General features: G+C 41.6%; 14 protein-coding genes. 13 read left to right on the top strand and 1 reads right to left on the bottom strand.

The window, feature by feature from the left end:
• Positions 1-61: 61 nt before the first annotated feature.
• The 13 genes from GWC94_RS15535 to GWC94_RS15480 all read left to right on the top strand — a co-directional run bounded on the left by GWC94_RS15535 (position 62) and on the right by GWC94_RS15480 (position 17,437).
• Entirely contained in the window at positions 62-2,059 is a 1,998-nt protein-coding gene (locus GWC94_RS15535) for a bi-domain-containing oxidoreductase (RefSeq protein WP_202628844.1), read from the top strand.
• Between the two features lie 12 nt (positions 2,060-2,071).
• A complete protein-coding gene (wecB, locus tag GWC94_RS15530) occupies positions 2,072-3,172 on the top strand; it encodes a non-hydrolyzing UDP-N-acetylglucosamine 2-epimerase (RefSeq protein WP_161836096.1) in 1,101 nt (366 codons plus the stop codon).
• Positions 3,173-3,181: 9 nt separating this feature from the next.
• Positions 3,182-3,331 (top strand): DUF5989 family protein, encoded by a 150-nt coding sequence (locus GWC94_RS17130; protein ID WP_394367116.1) that lies wholly within the window; start codon positions 3,182-3,184, stop codon positions 3,329-3,331.
• Positions 3,332-3,704: 373 nt separating this feature from the next.
• Complete coding sequence (locus GWC94_RS15525) at positions 3,705-4,886, top strand: SGNH/GDSL hydrolase family protein (RefSeq protein WP_161836094.1); 1,182 nt, start codon at positions 3,705-3,707, stop codon at positions 4,884-4,886.
• Positions 4,887-4,940: 54 nt separating this feature from the next.
• On the top strand, positions 4,941-6,806 hold the full coding sequence (locus GWC94_RS15520) for a carbamoyltransferase family protein (protein ID WP_161836092.1): 1,866 nt from the start codon (positions 4,941-4,943) through the stop codon (positions 6,804-6,806).
• A 4-nt stretch (positions 6,807-6,810) separates the two neighbouring features.
• Positions 6,811-8,712, top strand: coding sequence for an alginate lyase family protein (locus GWC94_RS15515; protein WP_161836090.1), 1,902 nt, complete (start codon positions 6,811-6,813; stop codon positions 8,710-8,712).
• Positions 8,672-9,904, top strand: a complete 1,233-nt coding sequence (locus tag GWC94_RS15510) for a glycosyltransferase family 4 protein (RefSeq protein WP_161836088.1) — start codon at positions 8,672-8,674, stop codon at positions 9,902-9,904. Before GWC94_RS15515 ends, GWC94_RS15510 begins: the two co-directional genes overlap by 41 nt.
• Before the next feature lie 2 nt (positions 9,905-9,906).
• Positions 9,907-10,506 (top strand): sugar transferase, encoded by a 600-nt coding sequence (locus GWC94_RS15505; RefSeq protein ID WP_161836086.1) that lies wholly within the window; start codon positions 9,907-9,909, stop codon positions 10,504-10,506.
• A 2-nt stretch (positions 10,507-10,508) separates the two neighbouring features.
• Positions 10,509-11,117, top strand: coding sequence for an acetyltransferase (locus GWC94_RS15500; protein WP_161836084.1), 609 nt, complete (start codon positions 10,509-10,511; stop codon positions 11,115-11,117).
• Positions 11,107-12,234, top strand: a complete 1,128-nt coding sequence (locus GWC94_RS15495; RefSeq protein ID WP_161836082.1) for a DegT/DnrJ/EryC1/StrS family aminotransferase — start codon at positions 11,107-11,109, stop codon at positions 12,232-12,234. Before GWC94_RS15500 ends, GWC94_RS15495 begins: the two co-directional genes overlap by 11 nt.
• Before the next feature lie 58 nt (positions 12,235-12,292).
• On the top strand, positions 12,293-14,227 hold the full coding sequence (locus GWC94_RS15490) for a polysaccharide biosynthesis protein (RefSeq protein ID WP_161836080.1): 1,935 nt from the start codon (positions 12,293-12,295) through the stop codon (positions 14,225-14,227).
• A gap of 66 nt (positions 14,228-14,293) precedes the next feature.
• On the top strand, positions 14,294-15,751 hold the full coding sequence (locus tag GWC94_RS15485; RefSeq protein WP_235918589.1) for a capsule assembly Wzi family protein: 1,458 nt from the start codon (positions 14,294-14,296) through the stop codon (positions 15,749-15,751).
• 75 nt (positions 15,752-15,826) lie between these two features.
• Positions 15,827-17,437, top strand: a complete 1,611-nt coding sequence (locus GWC94_RS15480) for a capsule assembly Wzi family protein (RefSeq protein ID WP_161836076.1) — start codon at positions 15,827-15,829, stop codon at positions 17,435-17,437.
• On the opposite strand, the gene GWC94_RS15475 is transcribed toward GWC94_RS15480, so the two are convergent.
• Entirely contained in the window at positions 17,438-18,094 is a 657-nt protein-coding gene (locus GWC94_RS15475; RefSeq protein ID WP_161836074.1) for a class I SAM-dependent methyltransferase, read from the bottom strand.
• Between the last annotated feature and the right edge of the window lie 2 nt (positions 18,095-18,096).

The following is an 18,096-nucleotide window of genomic DNA, read 5'->3' as shown; positions in this document are numbered from 1 at the left end:
GAAAAGTGGGCATGTTCTTATTAGGACACATAGAAGTCTTGTAAGTTTAGGCACAGAGAGAATGCTAGTAGAATTTGGTAAAAGTAGCTTGATATCAAAGGCCAGACAGCAACCAGATAAGGTAAAACAAGTTTTGGATAAAATCAAAACGGAAGGGTTGATACCAACGTTGGAAGCGGTATTTAATAAGTTGGATGAACCATTACCGTTAGGGTATTGTAATGCAGGTGAAGTTATTTCAGTTGGTGATGGTGTTACGGAGTTTTCAATTGGCGACAGAGTGGCATCTAATGGTGCTCATGCCCAGTTTGTTTGTGTTCCAAAGAATTTGGCGGCAAAGATACCGGATGACGTTTCATATGACGAGGCTTGTTTTACAGTTATTGGATCAATTGGATTGCAAGGCATTCGTTTGGCGGCTCCTACTATTGGAGAAACCTTTGTTGTGATTGGACTGGGTCTTATTGGTCTTTTAACTGCCCAGTTGTTAGTGGCTAATGGTTGCCGTGTCTTAGGGTTTGATTTCGATGAGAGTAAAATTGCTTTGGCAAAAAAAAATGGAATAGAGGCATTTAACAGCGGTGTAAGTGATTCAGTTAAAGTAGTAGATCAAATGACGGGTGGCATCGGTGCGGATGCTGTAATCATTACGGCGTCAACAAAGGATAACGGAGTCATTAGTCAGTCCGCTCAAATGAGCCGGAAGCGTGGCCGTATAATTCTTATTGGCGTTATTGGCCTTGATATTCAAAGATCTGAATTTTATAAAAAGGAATTGACGTTCCAGGTCTCTTGTTCCTATGGTCCGGGAAGATATGATGAAGAATATGAGTTTAAAGGATCGGATTATCCGATCGCTTTTGTAAGATGGACTGAGAAGAGAAATTTCGAGACTGTTCTTCAGGCAATTAGCAGAAGGCAGATTGATGTAGCGTCATTAATCACGGATAAGGTTTCATTAGATAATTATTTGGATATTTATAATAATTTAAAAGGAAGGTCCGTTGCATCTATCATTGAATATCCGAATCCTTCTATAGAAGAATCCGCCAGTAAGGTACATACTTCTGTAAAGCGGACGAGCAGCCCCACCGGAGGTATTATTGGTGTAATCGGGGCTGGGAACTTTACAAAAATGACAATGATGCCTGCCATTAAAAGAACCAGGGCGTCATTAAGATACATTGCTAGTGCGGGTGGCCTGACAGCAAAATCGTTGGCTGGTAAATATGGATTTGAGGTAAGCACGACTGATTATCAGACTATTCTCAAAGATACTGAAGTTGACCTGGTATTGATTACTACAAGGCATGATCAGCATGCGCGGATGGTGGTGAATTCACTTAAAGCAGGGAAGCATGTTTTTGTGGAGAAGCCGCTAGCTATCACTCAATCGGAACTCGATGAAATTATTTCAGTTTATCACCAGTTGACCAGCCCCTTATCTGTAACAGTGGGGTTCAATAGACGATTTTCTGCATTCAGCATTAAGGCTAAGCAGTTGCTCGGTATCGATACCCCACCCATCAATATGATAGCAACTATAAATGCTGGTCACATTCCTCTAGATGTCTGGGTGCATGATATGAAGACGGGGGGCGGAAGAATCATCGGCGAAGCTTGTCATTTTATAGATCTGATGTCTTTTTTTTCGGGATCTTATGTCAAGAGTGTGCATATGTCGGCACTCGGAATTAATCCCGTGGAGAATACTGACAATGCGATTATTACGTTGAAATTCGATAATGGTTCTCAGGGAGTTATAAGTTATTTTGCTAATGGTAATAAACGATATCCCAAAGAACGGATAGAAATTTATGCTCAGGAAAGGACATTGGTGATTGATAACTTTAGGAGTATGAAAGGATATGGATTTAAGTCGTTTTCTTCCATGAGTAGTTCGATAGATAAGGGACATAAAGAACAATTCACATCTTTGTTGTCTCATTTATTGAAGGGAGGGGAGTCATTAATCGATTTTGACTCTCTTGTAAACACTTCTCGAGCCAGTCTATCGGCTATTGAAAGTTTAAAGAGCGGACAAACTATTTTTATATAACGTAAGATAACTATGAAGATCACGATTATCGCAGGTGCGAGACCTAATTTTATGAAGATTGCGCCAATAATTGAAGCTATTAATCTGGCTGCTACAAATGGTGCCAATATTAGCTATAGACTGGTACACACGGGACAACATTATGATAAGAACATGAGTGATAATTTTTTTACTCAATTGGGTATTCCTCATCCAGACGTAAATCTGGAAAGTGGAGGTGGCTCACAAGCGGAGCAAACGGCAAATATTATGGTTCGCTTCGAAAAAGAGTTACTGCTTAATCCTGCTGATTTGGTGTTGGTTGTCGGAGATGTGACGTCGACGATGGCATGTTCAATTGTGGCAAAGAAACTCGTTACAAAGGTTGCTCACGTTGAAGCAGGAATTCGATCAGGTGATATTAGTATGCCCGAAGAAGTAAACAGAGTTGTGACAGACGCTCTGGCAGATTATTTTTTCACTACCAGCGAAATGGCCAATGATAATCTCAGTAAATCCGGAATTGACAATAACAGGATCTTTTTTGTGGGTAATACAATGATTGATACCTTACTTAAGAATGAATCGAGATTTCAACCTCCACCAGTATGGGAAACGGCTTCATTGACCAAGAGAAACTACTTTGTACTGACATTGCATCGACCAGCAAATGTGGATAATGCTTCCAATTTAAAAGAGTTGATGAATGAGATTATTAGTTCGACTAAAGGGTTGCCTGTTATTTTTCCCGTACATCCACGTACGGAGAGAAATTTGAAAGAGATCGGAATAAAAGCCGGTAATCTTTTTTTTGTGGAACCGCTTTCTTATCTTGAATTTAACTTTTTAGTTAAGCATGCTAAGGCCGTGATTACAGATAGCGGGGGAATTACGGAAGAGACAACTGTGATGGGAGTGCCATGTATAACTCTACGCGATAACACCGAGCGCCCAGAAACCGTTACAACTGGCACCAATGAATTGATTGGAACCAACCCGAAAAATATATTCCCGGCAATGAATAAGATTTTTCTTGGGCTTTGGAAAAAAGGAGGTATTCCCCAATTTTGGGATGGTAAGACCTCTGAAAGGATAGTAAGCATTTTAATGACTTTAAACTCATCCCTTCAATAAAAAGCGATTATGCATACATTAAAGGATGTTTTTCAGTTTCTTCGACAGAGAAGAAAACTCTGGCTGGCTCCTGTAATTTTAGCCTTGTTACTTGTTGCTATTTTAGTTGTACTTGGGGCCGGTAGCGCTTTTGCTCCGTTTGTTTACACGCTTTTTTAATCTCCGATATGAGCAAAAATGATGAGAAATATAAAACAATACTTGTAATTGCATTGGGACTTCTGATTTGGTATTTTTTTAAGCCCCAGAGAACGCTGCTTGTAGCTATTATAATATTGGTGGCTTTATCCTCGATATCAGACTGGTTTAGTCTCTGGGTTCACTTAGGATGGATGAATTTGTCTGAATTGCTTGGTCATTTCATACCCAATATTCTATTGACGATTATCTACTTTGTTCTTCTTTTTCCGATAGCGCAATTGGCCAGATTCTTTAGACGCACAGATTCAATGGCTTTGAGAAATTCCAAATCAACCACTTTTTTGATAAGGAATAAGTCTTATAGAAAAGACGATTTTTTAAATCCATGGTAATGAGCTTGCGTAGTATTGTTAAGAGTACACTTGTTCAGTTGTGCATATTTCTTGTCTTTTTCTTTGTAGCTGATATTGGGTATAGCTATTTCAGGAAGAAGCACGACCAGCAGGTGCGAGATCCTAACAGCGGACTGCATAAGCAAAATAATTTTGGGTTCTATTGGCTCGATACTTTGATTAATAAAGGTAATTATACATTTGGCGGGCTGAAATTTCCGATTTATACCAATGAGTATGGCTTCAGATGCGGCAAAACTGAAAGCCTAACCAAGGATTCTGTGGACTACGTTTTCTTGGGGGATTCGTTTACGTATGGGGAAGGAGAATGGAACGAATCCTTCGTAGGAATTTTTGAAAAAAGACTAAATGCCAGGTTATTTAATTGTGGCGTTCCGAGTTATAGCCCCTCAGTATACTTATATCAATATAGAAAGGCTTTAATTACTGGGAAAGTAAAGGAAAAGCATAAAGTCATTATTTGTTTGGACATCAGCGATGTTCAGGATGAAAGCACTAGGTGGATTTACCCGGATTCAATGATTGGGAACATGGATGCTAATGGCATCATATACCCAATTCTCAGAACTGGGCCTACAGGCAGACGACAAGCCAAAGAGGCGCCTCAACGAACTCGAAAGATATTTGGTGACGGTGGCATAAAGGAGTTTGTCAGTAATCATATGTTATTGACGTCATATGTTTATGTGGCTTTTAAAAAGATAGTGTATAAAAAAGCTCTGATCGATGAAGAAGTGAAGGCGTTCGATGCCAATCGTTATTTATACAGGTCAGGTGTTACACATATTTCATGGAATGTGCTCGATTCAGCTGATGAAGTGGGATATAAACCTCTTGGTGTTCTTGGTGGTTTAAAAAAGATAGAGCGTAACTTGGAAAGAATTCACGAGCTGGCTAAGAAAAGTAGTTCAGAAGTGTATCTGGTAATTTATCCATGGCCGGCGCAGCTGTTAGTAGAGCAACGAGTTTTTAATTGGGAAAAGCATTGGAGTTCATTTGCTGCAAAAAACGGGATTCATTTTGTAAACTGTTTTGATGTATTCCGACAACAAATGATGAAGGGGACTAGCCCTAGGGATTTTTATATCAAACAGGATATTCATTTCAATACCTATGGCAATGAATTTGTTGCTGATGCGATAATAAAATCGCTTAAATAGTCATTATCTATTTTGCGGTTGCCTTGCTAAGGTGAGTTGCTTTTAAACCACATCATGAGGAAAATATTAGGAATATCTGCCTTTTACCATGATTCTGCCGCGGCCGTGGTAATAGATGGAACCGTCGTGGCTGCAGTCCAGGAGGAAAGGTTTACCCGTGTGAAGCATACTTCGGAGTTTCCTACTCAATCCATTCGATTTTGTCTGGAAACAGCGGGTCTTTCGATCGATGAATTGGATGCCGTTGTTTTCTATGATAAACCTTTACTCAAGTTTGAGAGATTGCTCGAAACATACTTTTCGTTTGCTCCGAAAGGATTATTGTCTTTTCTTAAGGCGATGCCCGTATGGATGAAAGAGAAATTGTTTCTGAAGAAAATAATTCGTGATTCTCTTGAGGAGGTTGGAACTTACGATAAGCGAAAGCTTACATTGTTATTTACCGAGCATCATTTGTCGCACGCTGCTAGTTCTTACTATGTTTCACCGTTTAGTGAAGCTGCAATTTTGACAGTTGACGGTGTGGGGGAATGGTGTACTGCATCTATTTGCCACGGTAAAGGCAGTGAGTTGTCTATGCTCAAAGAGATGAACTTTCCTCATTCTGTGGGATTACTGTATTCAGCTTTCACATATTTTCTTGGATTTAAGGTAAATTCTGGTGAGTACAAGTTGATGGGATTGGCTCCTTTTGGCAATCCAGACAGCTCCCAAACAAGAGCATTTATCCAGACAATTAAGGAAAAACTTGTAGATATTAAAGATGATGGGTCTGTATGGTTAGATCAGTCTTACTTCAATTATGCTACAGGTTTAACTATGGTTAAAGATGATTTATGGGAGAAACTATTTGGGTTTCCCAGGCGTGAGTCAAACTGTGAGCTTAAACAGCAACATTGTAACTTGGCACTAGCCGTGCAGTCAGTGACTGAAGATATTGTTATTAGAATGGCAAATGAAGCCAAGCGGATTACTGGCGCTACTAATTTGTGTATGGCTGGCGGAGTGGCTTTAAATTGTGTGGTTAATGGAAAATTATTGCGAAGCGGGATATTCAACAGGATATACATACAACCTGCTTCAGGGGATGCCGGGGGGGCGCTGGGAGCCGCGTTGGCTGCACACTATATCTATTTTGGAAATGTTAAGCCTCAAGTAAGTTCATTTGATTTAATGCAGGGGACTTATTTGGGGCCGGAATATTCTCATAAGGAGATTGAGTTGATGTGTAGAAAAAACAAAGCGGTGTTTACGAAAGTGGGTGAAATTGGCAAGTTGTGTAGTATTGTTGCTGAAAAAATAGCTGAGGGAAATGTAGTGGGTTGGTTTCAAGGGAGAATGGAGTTCGGTCCTCGCGCATTGGGTAATAGAAGCATTCTTGGAGATGCGCGTAATATGGATATGCAGCAGCGGATTAATAAGAAAATAAAATATAGAGAGGGATTTCGTCCATTTGCTCCTTCCGTTTTGGAAGAGGATGCCGATCATTTTTTCGAGATTGATACTACTTCACCATACATGCTTATGGTAGCCCCTGTTCAATCAGAATGGCGATTTGACCTGCCACGAGAATATATGGATAAATCTCTAAGAGAAAAGTTATCCGTAAAACGGAGTCAAATTCAACCTGTTACTCATATGGATTATTCGGCTAGAATTCAAACAGTGAGCAGAGAAATGAATCCAAGATATTGGCAGCTACTTCAATCGATCAAGGAAATAACCGGGCTGGGGATGGTTGTTAACACAAGTTTTAATGTTAGAGGGGAGCCAATTGTGTGCACTCCACAAGATGCTTTCAGATGCTTTATGAGTACGGATATGGATATTTTGGTTATAGATGACTATATTTTCTTTAAGATAGAGCAAGTCGAATGGCAGAATAAAGAAAAATGGATGACACAATTCAAGGAAGATTAAAGCAATGATAGGTAGAAAATATTTTAACCTAATTGCTAATATGGGACTTCGATATGTTCTGTATCGGCTTTATCTTTTTTTCTTAATCCGCTTTAGGATTTATGAGAGAAAATTTCCAGTGGACCCGCCAACGAAAAAATTTGAGTCATTAGATCTTTGGCAGTCATATGCTGGGTTACTAAATAATGGTATACTAAGTAATCCATCTGCCAATTCTCGAGTAAATAGTGTATTAGATGGGTACCGCTTATATTTTAGTAAGCAGTGGTATTTTCTTGGAGATCATTATGATTGGATGACTAACCCACTAAATGGGTATAAGTACAACAAAAATCTTCATTGGACGAAGATCCGAGATTACAGTGAAAAGGATGGAGATATTAAATATGTATGGGAGCCATCTAGATTCTCGTTTATCTACGATGTAATACGATATGATCAACATAATAAGACAGATCATAGCGCCTGGGTATGGGGGCAAATTGAATCATGGATTGCCGCTAATCCAATAAACAGGGGACCAAATTATAAGTGCAGCCAAGAAATTTCTCTACGGGTACTAAACTGGGTTTACGGTTTAAATTATTATAGATATTCAGGCTCATTAACCGAAGAAAAGTATCAAATAATACTCAATGCCATTTATTGGCAAATGAAACATGTTTATGATAATATACATTTTTCTCGGGTCGCAGTAAGAAATAATCATGCTATTACTGAAACGCTGGCATTATATATAGTAGGATCATTATTTCCATCCTTTGATTGCGCATTAAAATGGAGACACAAGGGTAAAAAATGGTTTGAGAAAGAGATAATTTATCAGATATATAAAGACGGCACCTATTTACAATTTAGTCATAATTATCATCGCGTAGTTGTTCAGTTATTGAATATGGCGTTTATGATAGCCGAAAAGACTAAGGATTATTTCCACCAGTTGGTATATGATCGTGCATATGCCTCTCTCGATTTTTTATATCATGCTCAAGATGAATATACGGGTTACTTATCAAATTATGGATCCAATGATGGTGCTCTTTTTTTCCCGTTCACAGAATGTGATTTTAGAGATTTTCGCCCGCAACTGCAGACATTGCATATTTTTTTGACGGGAGAAGCTCTTTATGAGGATGGGCCCTGGAATGAAGAAGTTTTTTTTATGAATGCCAAACTCCATTCGCCTGTTTTCTTCAAGCCGATAATCCGTAGAGGTGGTTGGAATAGCTATCCTGTTGGCGGGTTCTATATTCTTAGAGAGCAATCAACAGTTACCGTTATAAGGTGCGGTGGATATAAAGACAGACCCGCACAAGCCGACAATTTGCATATCGACATTTGGCATGAGGGAAGGAATATTTTATATGATGGTGGTTCCTATCAGTACAATACAGATAGATCCACAATTGAATATTTTTGTGGAACCAGATCTCATAATTCAGTGATGTTGAATGATTACGATCAGATGCTTAAAGGGCCGAGATTCATTTGGTACTTTTGGACATCTGTGCAAAGCGTAGCTGTGAGTGAAACCGATGACAGTTTTATTTTTAAAGGTGGGATAAATGCATTTCGTTTTGTAAAAAAGGGAATTGTCCATGAAAGAGTTGTTTGTAAAAAGAAGGGAGAGTTGGTTTGGAAAATATCAGATATTGTTCATGGTTTACCAGAAGGATTGCAGATAAAGCAAATATGGCATGTTGATGAAAGCTTGAAAATTAGCAGTTCTACAGCCGGAAGCGGAAAAAGAGTTGTTCCTCAGGTAAAAAACGGGTATGTTAGCAATTACTATGGTATTAAAGAGCATGCGCCATACTTTGAATGTCAAACCACGGAACCCGTGATCAAAACTGAGCTAAGATTATATGAGAATACTATTAATTCATCAGTATTACTTGGAAGTTGACGATCCAGGAGGTTCGAGATGGAATGAGATTACACAAGTGTGGAAATCTATGGGATGTGAGGTTACAGTTATTGCTGGAATGATGCATTATAACGGATTTGAAAAAGCCTCACGTTACAAAGGAAAATATTTTGTTGTTAATGATCAGCTTGGTATAAAGGTTTTTCGATGTCACGTATCAGAGCATTACAATTCTAGCTTCCTTGGTCGACTTTGGGGCTATTTCAGTTTTGTTTTTTCGTCGGTTTGGGCGGGCTTGTTTAAAGTCAGGGGGCAGTTCGATATTGTTATAGTGTCTTCACCTCCTTTATTTATCGGAATATCAGGGTATGTTATTTCACGAATTAAACGAGCTGCACTTGTTTTTGAAATTCGGGATCTTTGGCCGGAATCGGCAATTGATACCGGAGTTGTAACTAATAAATTTGTTATTAAAATCGCCTATCTTTTAGAAGCATTCATTTATAAGAAGGCGAAACTCATAAGTGTGTTGACCCCAGCCTTCCGCACACTATTGATTCGTAATAAAAATGTATCACCTGATAAAATTATTTTAATTCCTAATGCAGCTGATTTTAAGCTATCTGAGGAATTACTTCAGAATTTTAATGGTGATTTTTTCCGTAAGCAGCATCGTTTAAATGAGAATTTTGTAATTACTTATGTGGGAGCACATGGAGTGGCTAATCATTTAATTCAAATAATTGAAGCAGCTGAATTGCTAAAGGACACTCCGATTCTTTTTTTGCTTATAGGCGATGGTATGCAAAAGCAGATGCTTATTGAACAGGTTTCTTTACGTGGTCTTACTAATGTAAGATTTATTGACTCGGTGCCTAAGCAGGAGGTGTTTAAGTACATCCTTGCGTCAGACATGGGTGCGTCGGTTTTGAAAAAGGCAGATACTTTTAAAACGGTCTATTCGAATAAGACATTTGATTACATGAGCTGCAAGAAACCGATTTTGATGGCAATTGATGGTGTTTCCCGAGAATTGGTGGAGAATGCAAACGCTGGAATTTTTGTGGATCCTGAAAATCCAAAGGATTTCGCAGATAAAGTGCGTATGTATCTTCAAGACGAAAGCCTGGCTAAAAATCAGGGATTGAATGGATATAATTATGCAAAAGCGAATTTTGATAGAACCGTATTGGCACGGCGGTATCTGGATTGTTTACGAAATATGAGTTAAAGATGTATGATGTCATAAAACGGGTTGGTGATGTTTTATTTGCTTTATTGTTATTAGTCATAACGCTGCCGATTACCGTACCTATCGCTCTCTTATTTTTCTGGATCAATTCAGGTAACCCTTTTTTTGTTCAAATGAGACCAGGAAAAGGTGGAAGAATTTTTCAATTGATCAAATTCAAAACCATGACGGATCAAAAGGATCGTTTTGGGCAATTGCTTCCCGATGAGAAGAGATTAACAAGATTCGGATATTTTCTGCGCAGGACTTCTCTTGATGAGCTGCCGCAACTTATTAATGTTGTTAAAGGAGATATGAGCGTAGTTGGTCCAAGGCCGTTGTTGCCTGAATATCTACCTCTTTATGATTCAACACAATTTAGGAGGCATGAGGTGAGACCTGGTATAACAGGGTGGGCACAAGTAAATGGTCGTAATGCGCTTCCTTGGGAGAGGAAATTCGAAATGGATGTCTGGTATGTTGATAATTATTCTTTTTTAGTTGATATTAAAATCATGTTATTAACGATTCGAAATGTATTCCTGGCAAAAGGAATTAACATGGAAGGATACTCAACTACGCTACCTTTTAAAGGGAATTAATCATGATTTTGATTGGTGCAGGCGGTCACGCAAAAGTTATATGTAGTATTGTAGAATCTCTTGATCAAAAAGTAGATGTTATATATGATGATAATAGCTCTATTAACAAACTTGGAGAGTATTGCGTTTCGGGACCTTATGAGCCTTTCTCTTTTCAGGGGGAAGAGCTGATTATAGCTATTGGGAGTAATGAAGCAAGACGGGCGATAAGCAAAAAATGTCATCATTTTTTTGGAAAATTAATTCACCCCACGGCCATTGTAGACAGAAATGTAAAATTAGGAGCCGGTACAGTTGTTTTTCAAGGAGCAATTATACAACGGGATACGATAATAGGCGAACACTGTATTGTAAATACTTCGGCCTCGATAGATCATGACTGCTGTGTACACGATTTCGTGCATATTTCTCCGGGTTCCCTGCTGTGTGGCAATGTAACTATTGAAGAGGGAACACAGATCGGAGCTGGTGCCACGGTAATACCGGGAATTTCTATTGGTAAATGGTGTGTTATTGGTGCGGGCGCAGTTATCATACAAAATATTCCTGATTACTCAGTTGTAGTCGGTGTTCCTGGACGCATAATAAAAAAAAGCAAGGATGAAGAATAGAATATGGCTTTCCTCGCCACACATGGGTGGAAGAGAACTGGATTTTGTAAATGACGCATTTAGTTCGAATTGGGTGGCGCCCTTAGGTCCCAATGTTGATGGTTTTGAAAAGGACATACAGAATTATTTATCTATTTCACACGCTGCAGCTTTGAGTTCGGGTACAGCTGCACTGCATTTGGCCTTAATTTTACTTGGGGTCGGCTCCGGAGATGAAGTGTTATGTCAAAGTTTTACGTTTTCAGCGACGGCAAATCCTATTTTATATCAGAGGGCCACGCCCATATTTATTGACTCAGAGGAAGAAACATGGAATATGTGTCCTGTCTATTTAAGACAGGCGATTGAAGATAGACTTGCTCACGGGAAAAAACCAAAAGCCATTATTCCGGTGCATCTTTATGGAATGCCGGCAAACATGAATGAAATTTTGGCCATTTCTGAAGAATTTGATATTCCTATTATCGAGGATGCTGCAGAAGCATTAGGATCAATTTACTTTGGAAGAAAATGTGGCACGCTGGGCCGTTTTGGAATATTATCATTTAATGGAAATAAGATAATCACCACATCCGGTGGAGGCGCACTGGTATCTAAAGATGAGATGGCTATTCAGAAGGCCCGTTTTTTATCTACGCAAGCAAGAGATCCAGCACCCCATTATCAACATACAGAGATCGGGTATAATTACCGGATGAGTAATATTTGCGCTGGAATTGGACGTGGTCAAATGGAGGTTTTAGATGAACGGGTAAGACAGCGAAGAGCGGTTTTTGAGTTCTATAGGTCATATTTTAGAGAGAGAACCGGGTTTGATTTTCTTGATGAACCGAGTGGTTCGTCTAGTAATAGATGGTTAACATGTATTACGGTTGACCCTGATAAAGCAAATGGTATAACCAGAGAGAATATAAGGGAAAAACTGGAAGCTGAGAATATTGAAAGCCGACCCCTGTGGAAACCAATGCATATGCAGCCCGTGTTTTCCGGGACACGTTACTATGGAGGAACTGTTTCGGAAAAATTATTCAAAAATGGACTTTGTTTGCCATCTGGGTCAAATATCTCTGCGGAGGAATTGACAAGGGTTGCTGAATCCATCGATGAATTGTATTGATTTATATTGTTTTTAATATTCATTTTTTTTACTTATTTTGTGATTATATAGATCCGGTATGATTAAAAAAATTAATTTTGTACCTCGTTGGATCATTTTTTTGATCGATCTCGGCATTTGTTGCTTTGCTCTGATATTTGCCAACCTGATTCGCTATAACCTTTCCATGGAGGCGATCAATTTTCGAGAGCTTAGCGGTAACGTATTAATTCTCTCCCTGATCAGCTCTATTGTTTTCATTAATGTGCGCACCTACGCCGGTATTATCCGATATACGGGTTTGCAGGATGCACTTCGCATTTGCTATGCGATATTGATGACAACTTTCGTGTTGTTTATTATCACTCTGGTATCTTCCAACTCTGGTGGTGCACTTTCGTTTTCACCAGTTACTCTGATTATTAATGCGCTTTTCAGTTTTCTGTTCCTGATATCATATCGTGTACTGGTCAAATATGCATTTTCATATTTGCGTAGTTATAAAATGGATCGCAAGAACGTGATTATTTACGGCGCGGGAGAGGCGGGATTTGCTACGAAACGTGTTCTGGAACACGATTCTTCTTCTAATACTACGATTGTTGCATTCGTTGAGGACGATGTTAGAAAAGTGGGGAAAGTAGTTGATGGTATAAAAATTCATCATACCTTAGAATTACAATCACTTACTCTCGCACAGAAGATCGATGAACTCATTATTGCTGCGTTTACCATTCCACCGGCAAAGAAGAACGAATTGGTTGATTTTTGTCTTGATCACAATATCAAAGTTCTAAATGTCCCCCCCATCGATCGCTGGATAAATGGCCAGTTCTCGGCCCGTCAACTTCAGACCATCAAAATCGAAAACCTTCTTGAAAGAGAACCTATACGCATAAACAACGACGAGATCGATGCACAGATCGGCGGCAAGCGTATCCTGGTTACAGGGGCCGCCGGCTCTATCGGCAGTGAAATTGTCAGGCAGTTGCTGCGATACCATCCTGAAATTATTATTCTTTGCGATCAGGCCGAAACGCCGCTCCACCAGCTTGAACTTGAATTAAAAGAAATAAAAACGGATGTGAACTGTATTTCCTACTTGGGAGATATCAGGAACGAACACCGTATGAGAGAACTGTTCGAGGAATTTAAACCTCATTATGTTTACCATGCTGCTGCTTATAAACATGTTCCCATGATGGAATTATCGCCCACAGAGGCGATACTGACAAATGTGATGGGGACAAAGATGATGGCGGACCTTGCAGTAAAACACCAGGTACAGCGTTTTGTGATGGTATCCACTGATAAAGCCGTCAACCCTACCAACGTAATGGGTGCATCTAAGCGACTGGCTGAGGCATACGTACAGTATCTGCATCACAGCGTTAGCCTTGAACCAAAGGAGAACAATCGTCCGCCTATCAAATTCATCACAACCCGTTTTGGCAATGTGCTCGGTTCAAACGGATCGGTGATCATCCGTTTTAAGGAACAGATTGAAAAAGGCGGTCCGGTTACCGTTACGCATCCGAATATCACCCGTTTCTTTATGACAATCCCAGAGGCCTGCCAGCTGGTGCTGGAGGCCGGCTCCATGGGCAAGGGCGGTGAGATCTTTGTTTTTGATATGGGTAAACCCGTTCCCATTGTTGATCTTGCCAAGAAAATGATCCGTTTGTACGGACTGATCCCGGGAGTGGACGTTGAGATCAAATATTCCGGTTTGCGCCCCGGCGAAAAACTGTACGAGGAACTGCTGATGGATTCTGAGAACACATTGCCTACCTATCATGAGAAAATCATGATCGCCAAGGTCCGTCAGCCGTCTTCAGACTCGATTGAACACGAATTCAATGATCTGATTCAGCTGGCGCGGACAAAACAAAGCACCATGCAGATCGTTGCCAGAATGAAAGAACTTGTCCCCGAATTTGTCAGTAACAACTCCATTTTTGAAAGCCTGGATAAACAGGAAAACAAAGTAGTCTCCATTACGCGGGCAATTTAGACTTAAGTGAAGCCAAATCTTTTTTCAGTCCTATTCACCTGTTGCCTTCTTGCCGGATTGCCCTGCATGGTTAGTGCGCAGGAAATGCACGGATTGCCGGGTAATATCCTCGATCTCCGGACTTCACAGTTGCTGAACAACTCGGATTCTGCATCCTCTTTCACGATCAACCGTACCAGTGCGGTTGTTGAACCGGATAGTGTTGGTCTGCTGCCAGGAATCCGTAAAAGACTGGTGGTGCTTCCGCTGTCTTTTGTGCAGCAATTTAACAGCCATCACCCTTATGGCTGGAACGATGGTGCCATGATCGGCGCGAAGGGTTACCAGGCGATGTTCAGCGCAGGAATTCGTTCTGTAATCGGGCCTGTTGAGATACAACTCCAGCCCGAATTTGTTTTCGCCGCCAATCCTGCGTTCCCTTCCTCTGCTGAATATGGAACCGGCAAATCCAAAAACTTTACGAAACTCTTTCCCGGTCAATCCTATCTTCAACTGAATGTTGGAAAAGTTGCCGCCGGTGTTTCAAGCGAAAATATGTGGTGGGGACCGGGCGTGCACAGCTCGCTTCTGATGAGCAATAACGCACCGGGTTTCCCGCATCTGTTCTTTAGATCTCGTAAGCCGGGCAAAACATTTATCGGCAGTTTTGAATGGCAGCTTATGGGTGGATGGCTTTCTGCCGATTCCACTTATGCATTTGAGAACACCAATTTTAGGTTAAGCAAGGTTGGCGCTAACAGGCGTTACCTCAATAGTCTCGTGATCAGTTACCAACCCAAATGGGTTCCTGGTTTGTTTCTTGGCTTTACCAGGTCGATACAGACCTATACGGGTACCAATTCCGGTGCGCCATCGGCTTTCTTTGAACGCTATTTTCCCGTGCTGGCTTTGTCGGTGCAAAAGAATGGGGCACTCAGCGAGGACTCTCTCAGCCGTGACCAGCTGGCTTCGTTCTTCTTTCGCTGGGTATTTCCCAAAGCGCATTTTGAAGTATACGCAGAATACGGGTTTAACGATTACGGCGTGAACTTTAGGGATTACGCTATGGGACCCAGTCATTCTGCCGCCTACCTCGCAGGGTTCAGAAAGATCATCCCGAGATCAGCCGGCAAAAGGATCGAACTGGGTTTGGAATTGACGCAAATGAGCCAGACGCCGGATTGGATGGTTCGTAACGCCGGTAACTGGTATGTGCATGGCCAGCTGGTTGAGGGGTACACCCACTATAACCAGATACTTGGCGCCGGGGCAGGATACGGTGCAAATGTATTATCCGTGGATATGACCTGGGTGAATGGCCCCAAACGACTTGGTTTTATCCTGGAAAGAATTAATCGCGATCCTGTGAACAGAAGCGTTAAATGGGTTGATCTCGGCCTGGGTGTTGCACCCCGCTGGCAGTACAGGCAATTTGTTTTCTCGGGACTGCTGCAATTGATCAAAACAAACAGTTATATCTGGCAATCGGGAAACAGCGTATTGAATATGCATGCACGGCTGGCGATACAATACAATATCAGGTAATTGAAAATATTTTACAGAGCATATACGCAATCTTTTTGCAAGACCATCCGGCACGGTATCATTTGCGGTATCGGAATGCTGTTTCCTGTATTGCTGTCTGCACAATCGTTCTCCAGTGAGGTATTGCGTAACCAGGGACGTAACCTGCAGCTGGTATCCGGTTTTCAGCATGGATGGTCCTACGCTCTTAACCCCAACCGCGTCTCACTGGATGCATTCGATTCCCTGGTCGGGATCACAAAACCCCTTTCTGTTTCTTCGGGTTTTGTGAAAGCAGGATTTCTTCCGGTTTCCGCTGTCCAGCAGTACAATACCAGGCTTCCCTATGAATGGAATGATGGCGCAATGATCCCGGCAAAAGGATACCAGTCCTTATTATCCGCAGGTGGTTATGCGCAGTTGGGAAAACATATTTCGGTGCAGCTGATGCCTGAGTTCGTATATGCAGCCAATCCCCCCTTTGAACAGCTTTCGCAGCAACTCGGAACACGCGCCTGGGCAAACTACTATCGTTTTCTCAATACATCAGATATCCCGTCAGGGTTTGGTGAGAAAACATACCAGAAAATATTTCTGGGTCAGTCGCATATCAAGTACCGGTTCAGGTCTTTTGAGGCAGGCGTTTCTACCGAGAATATGTGGTGGGGACCGGGTTGGCGTAACGCGCTTGTGATGGGCACCAATGCACCCGGCTTCGGACACCTGACCTTTAATACCATACGACCTGTTAAGACCGGCATCGGGACATTTGAAGGACAGGTTATCGCAGGCAGGCTCGAAGAAAGCGGTATGCTGCCGCCGCGTCTTTTCAGTATCGACACTGCCGGTAATTTTTTGTACCAGCCAAAGCGCAATGAATGGCGTTATATCACCGGCATGACGCTTTCCTGGCAGCCCAAATGGCTGCCTAACCTGTACCTCGGCTTCGCCAAGACCTCCTATCTCTATCATTCAGATATTTCCAGCATACTTGATGTATTGCCGTTACAGGGATTTTTCGGACGTGTGCGTACCAAAACTGAAAGAGAGCGAAAAAAAGCTTCCATGGGTTCTCTTTTCGCTCGCTATGTGTTGCCATCCGAGCACGCAGAAGTGTATATCGAGCTGGGCAGAAAAGATATTTCTTTGATGCCATGGAATGTGATACAGACAGAAGATTATAGGAGGGCATACGTTGCGGGACTGCGAAAACTTTTTCCAACCCGCAACCAGGCATATATACAGCTTGTTGCAGAATTCACACAGATGCAGGCACCCACGGCCGAGCTGATACGCGATCCCGACAGCTGGTATACGGATCGGTATGTTCGCCAGGGATATACGCAGATGGGACAGGTGATCGGCGCCGGGATAGGGCCGGGCAGCAACAGCCAGACCATGGAAATAAGCTGGGTAAAAGGACTGAAACGCATTGGTCTGCAGCTGGAACGTGTTCGGTATAACAGCGATTACTATTATTACGCTTTTGAATATACCCAGGACTTCCGCCGTCACTGGATTGATCTTTCCGCCACATGTAAGGCAGACTGGAATTTTGGTCCCTTGTATGTTTCGGCACAACTGGGCATTATCCGTTCCTACAACTATAGGTGGCTGATCATACAGGTTAACCCCAACGATTTTTTTGTTCCGGGTAATGAAGTGCTCAATCTTTCCGGTAAGCTGGGTCTGAGCTACCGATTCTGATTAGAAGCGATAAGCCACAAATGATTTAGTAAGCCCCAGGAATTTTTCAGAATGGATACCGGCTTCAGGAAACAGCATTTCCATTTCTGCCCGTGTAAGTAATTTAATTTCCGATACCTGTTTTTCCGCAGCAGTTTTGTTGCGGATTTTTTTTATGTGCCCGAGCGCAAAATGCCTGGTGAGAAATACCCGCATGGTAACAGGCAGGAACTGGAAGAATGGGAACAGCCAGTGTGGCTCCATAGGGAACCAGTAATTGGGTGTTTGAATAAAATAATGTCTGCCAACCCGCCGCACTTCACCGGCCATTTTTTCCTGTGATCTTGTATCGTACAGATGTTCGATCACGGAGTTGGAAAAAACAATATCAAATGATTTGTCTGTAAAGGACAGCGCAGTGGCATCCCCCTGTATGCTTCGAAAGCCCGCCCTGTTTACCGGTTCCGCAGACAGGTTCAGGAGGGTTATTTCAACATCCGGTTCCCTGAACTCCATGGCGTCCCAAAAAGCAAGCGTGCCGCCTATGTCCAGTATCGATATAGGCCTGGGCAGTTTGTTCAGCAGGCTCAGAAAAAATGCAAAACGCCGGGCCCTGAATTGGTGGGCTATGGAGTGTTTATCGGTATTGTCACCTATTTTTTTGACCAGTTCCTTCATAC

It is taken from the genome of Sediminibacterium soli (genome assembly GCF_009939225.1).
Taxonomy (GTDB): Bacteria; Bacteroidota; Bacteroidia; order Chitinophagales; family Chitinophagaceae; genus Sediminibacterium; species Sediminibacterium soli.
The sequence above is the reverse complement of the archived record's forward strand: the minus strand, read 5'-3'. Positions and strand labels throughout refer to the sequence as shown.

Coding starts and splice junctions, on each gene's coding strand:
- GWC94_RS15505 (WP_161836086.1), top strand. CDS start 9,907: ATGTATGATGTCATAAAACGGGTTGGTGATGTTTTATTTGCTTTATTG.
- GWC94_RS15510 (WP_161836088.1), top strand. CDS start 8,672: ATGAGAATACTATTAATTCATCAGTATTACTTGGAAGTTGACGATCCA.
- GWC94_RS15480 (WP_161836076.1), top strand. CDS start 15,827: ATGCTGTTTCCTGTATTGCTGTCTGCACAATCGTTCTCCAGTGAGGTA.
- GWC94_RS15500 (WP_161836084.1), top strand. CDS start 10,509: ATGATTTTGATTGGTGCAGGCGGTCACGCAAAAGTTATATGTAGTATT.
- GWC94_RS17130 (WP_394367116.1), top strand. CDS start 3,182: ATGCATACATTAAAGGATGTTTTTCAGTTTCTTCGACAGAGAAGAAAA.
- GWC94_RS15490 (WP_161836080.1), top strand. CDS start 12,293: ATGATTAAAAAAATTAATTTTGTACCTCGTTGGATCATTTTTTTGATC.
- GWC94_RS15515 (WP_161836090.1), top strand. CDS start 6,811: ATGATAGGTAGAAAATATTTTAACCTAATTGCTAATATGGGACTTCGA.
- GWC94_RS15525 (WP_161836094.1), top strand. CDS start 3,705: ATGAGCTTGCGTAGTATTGTTAAGAGTACACTTGTTCAGTTGTGCATA.
- GWC94_RS15520 (WP_161836092.1), top strand. CDS start 4,941: ATGAGGAAAATATTAGGAATATCTGCCTTTTACCATGATTCTGCCGCG.
- GWC94_RS15535 (WP_202628844.1), top strand. CDS start 62: ATGCTAGTAGAATTTGGTAAAAGTAGCTTGATATCAAAGGCCAGACAG.
- GWC94_RS15495 (WP_161836082.1), top strand. CDS start 11,107: ATGAAGAATAGAATATGGCTTTCCTCGCCACACATGGGTGGAAGAGAA.
- wecB (WP_161836096.1), top strand. CDS start 2,072: ATGAAGATCACGATTATCGCAGGTGCGAGACCTAATTTTATGAAGATT.
- GWC94_RS15475 (WP_161836074.1), bottom strand. CDS start 18,094: ATGAAGGAACTGGTCAAAAAAATAGGTGACAATACCGATAAACACTCC.
- GWC94_RS15485 (WP_235918589.1), top strand. CDS start 14,294: ATGGTTAGTGCGCAGGAAATGCACGGATTGCCGGGTAATATCCTCGAT.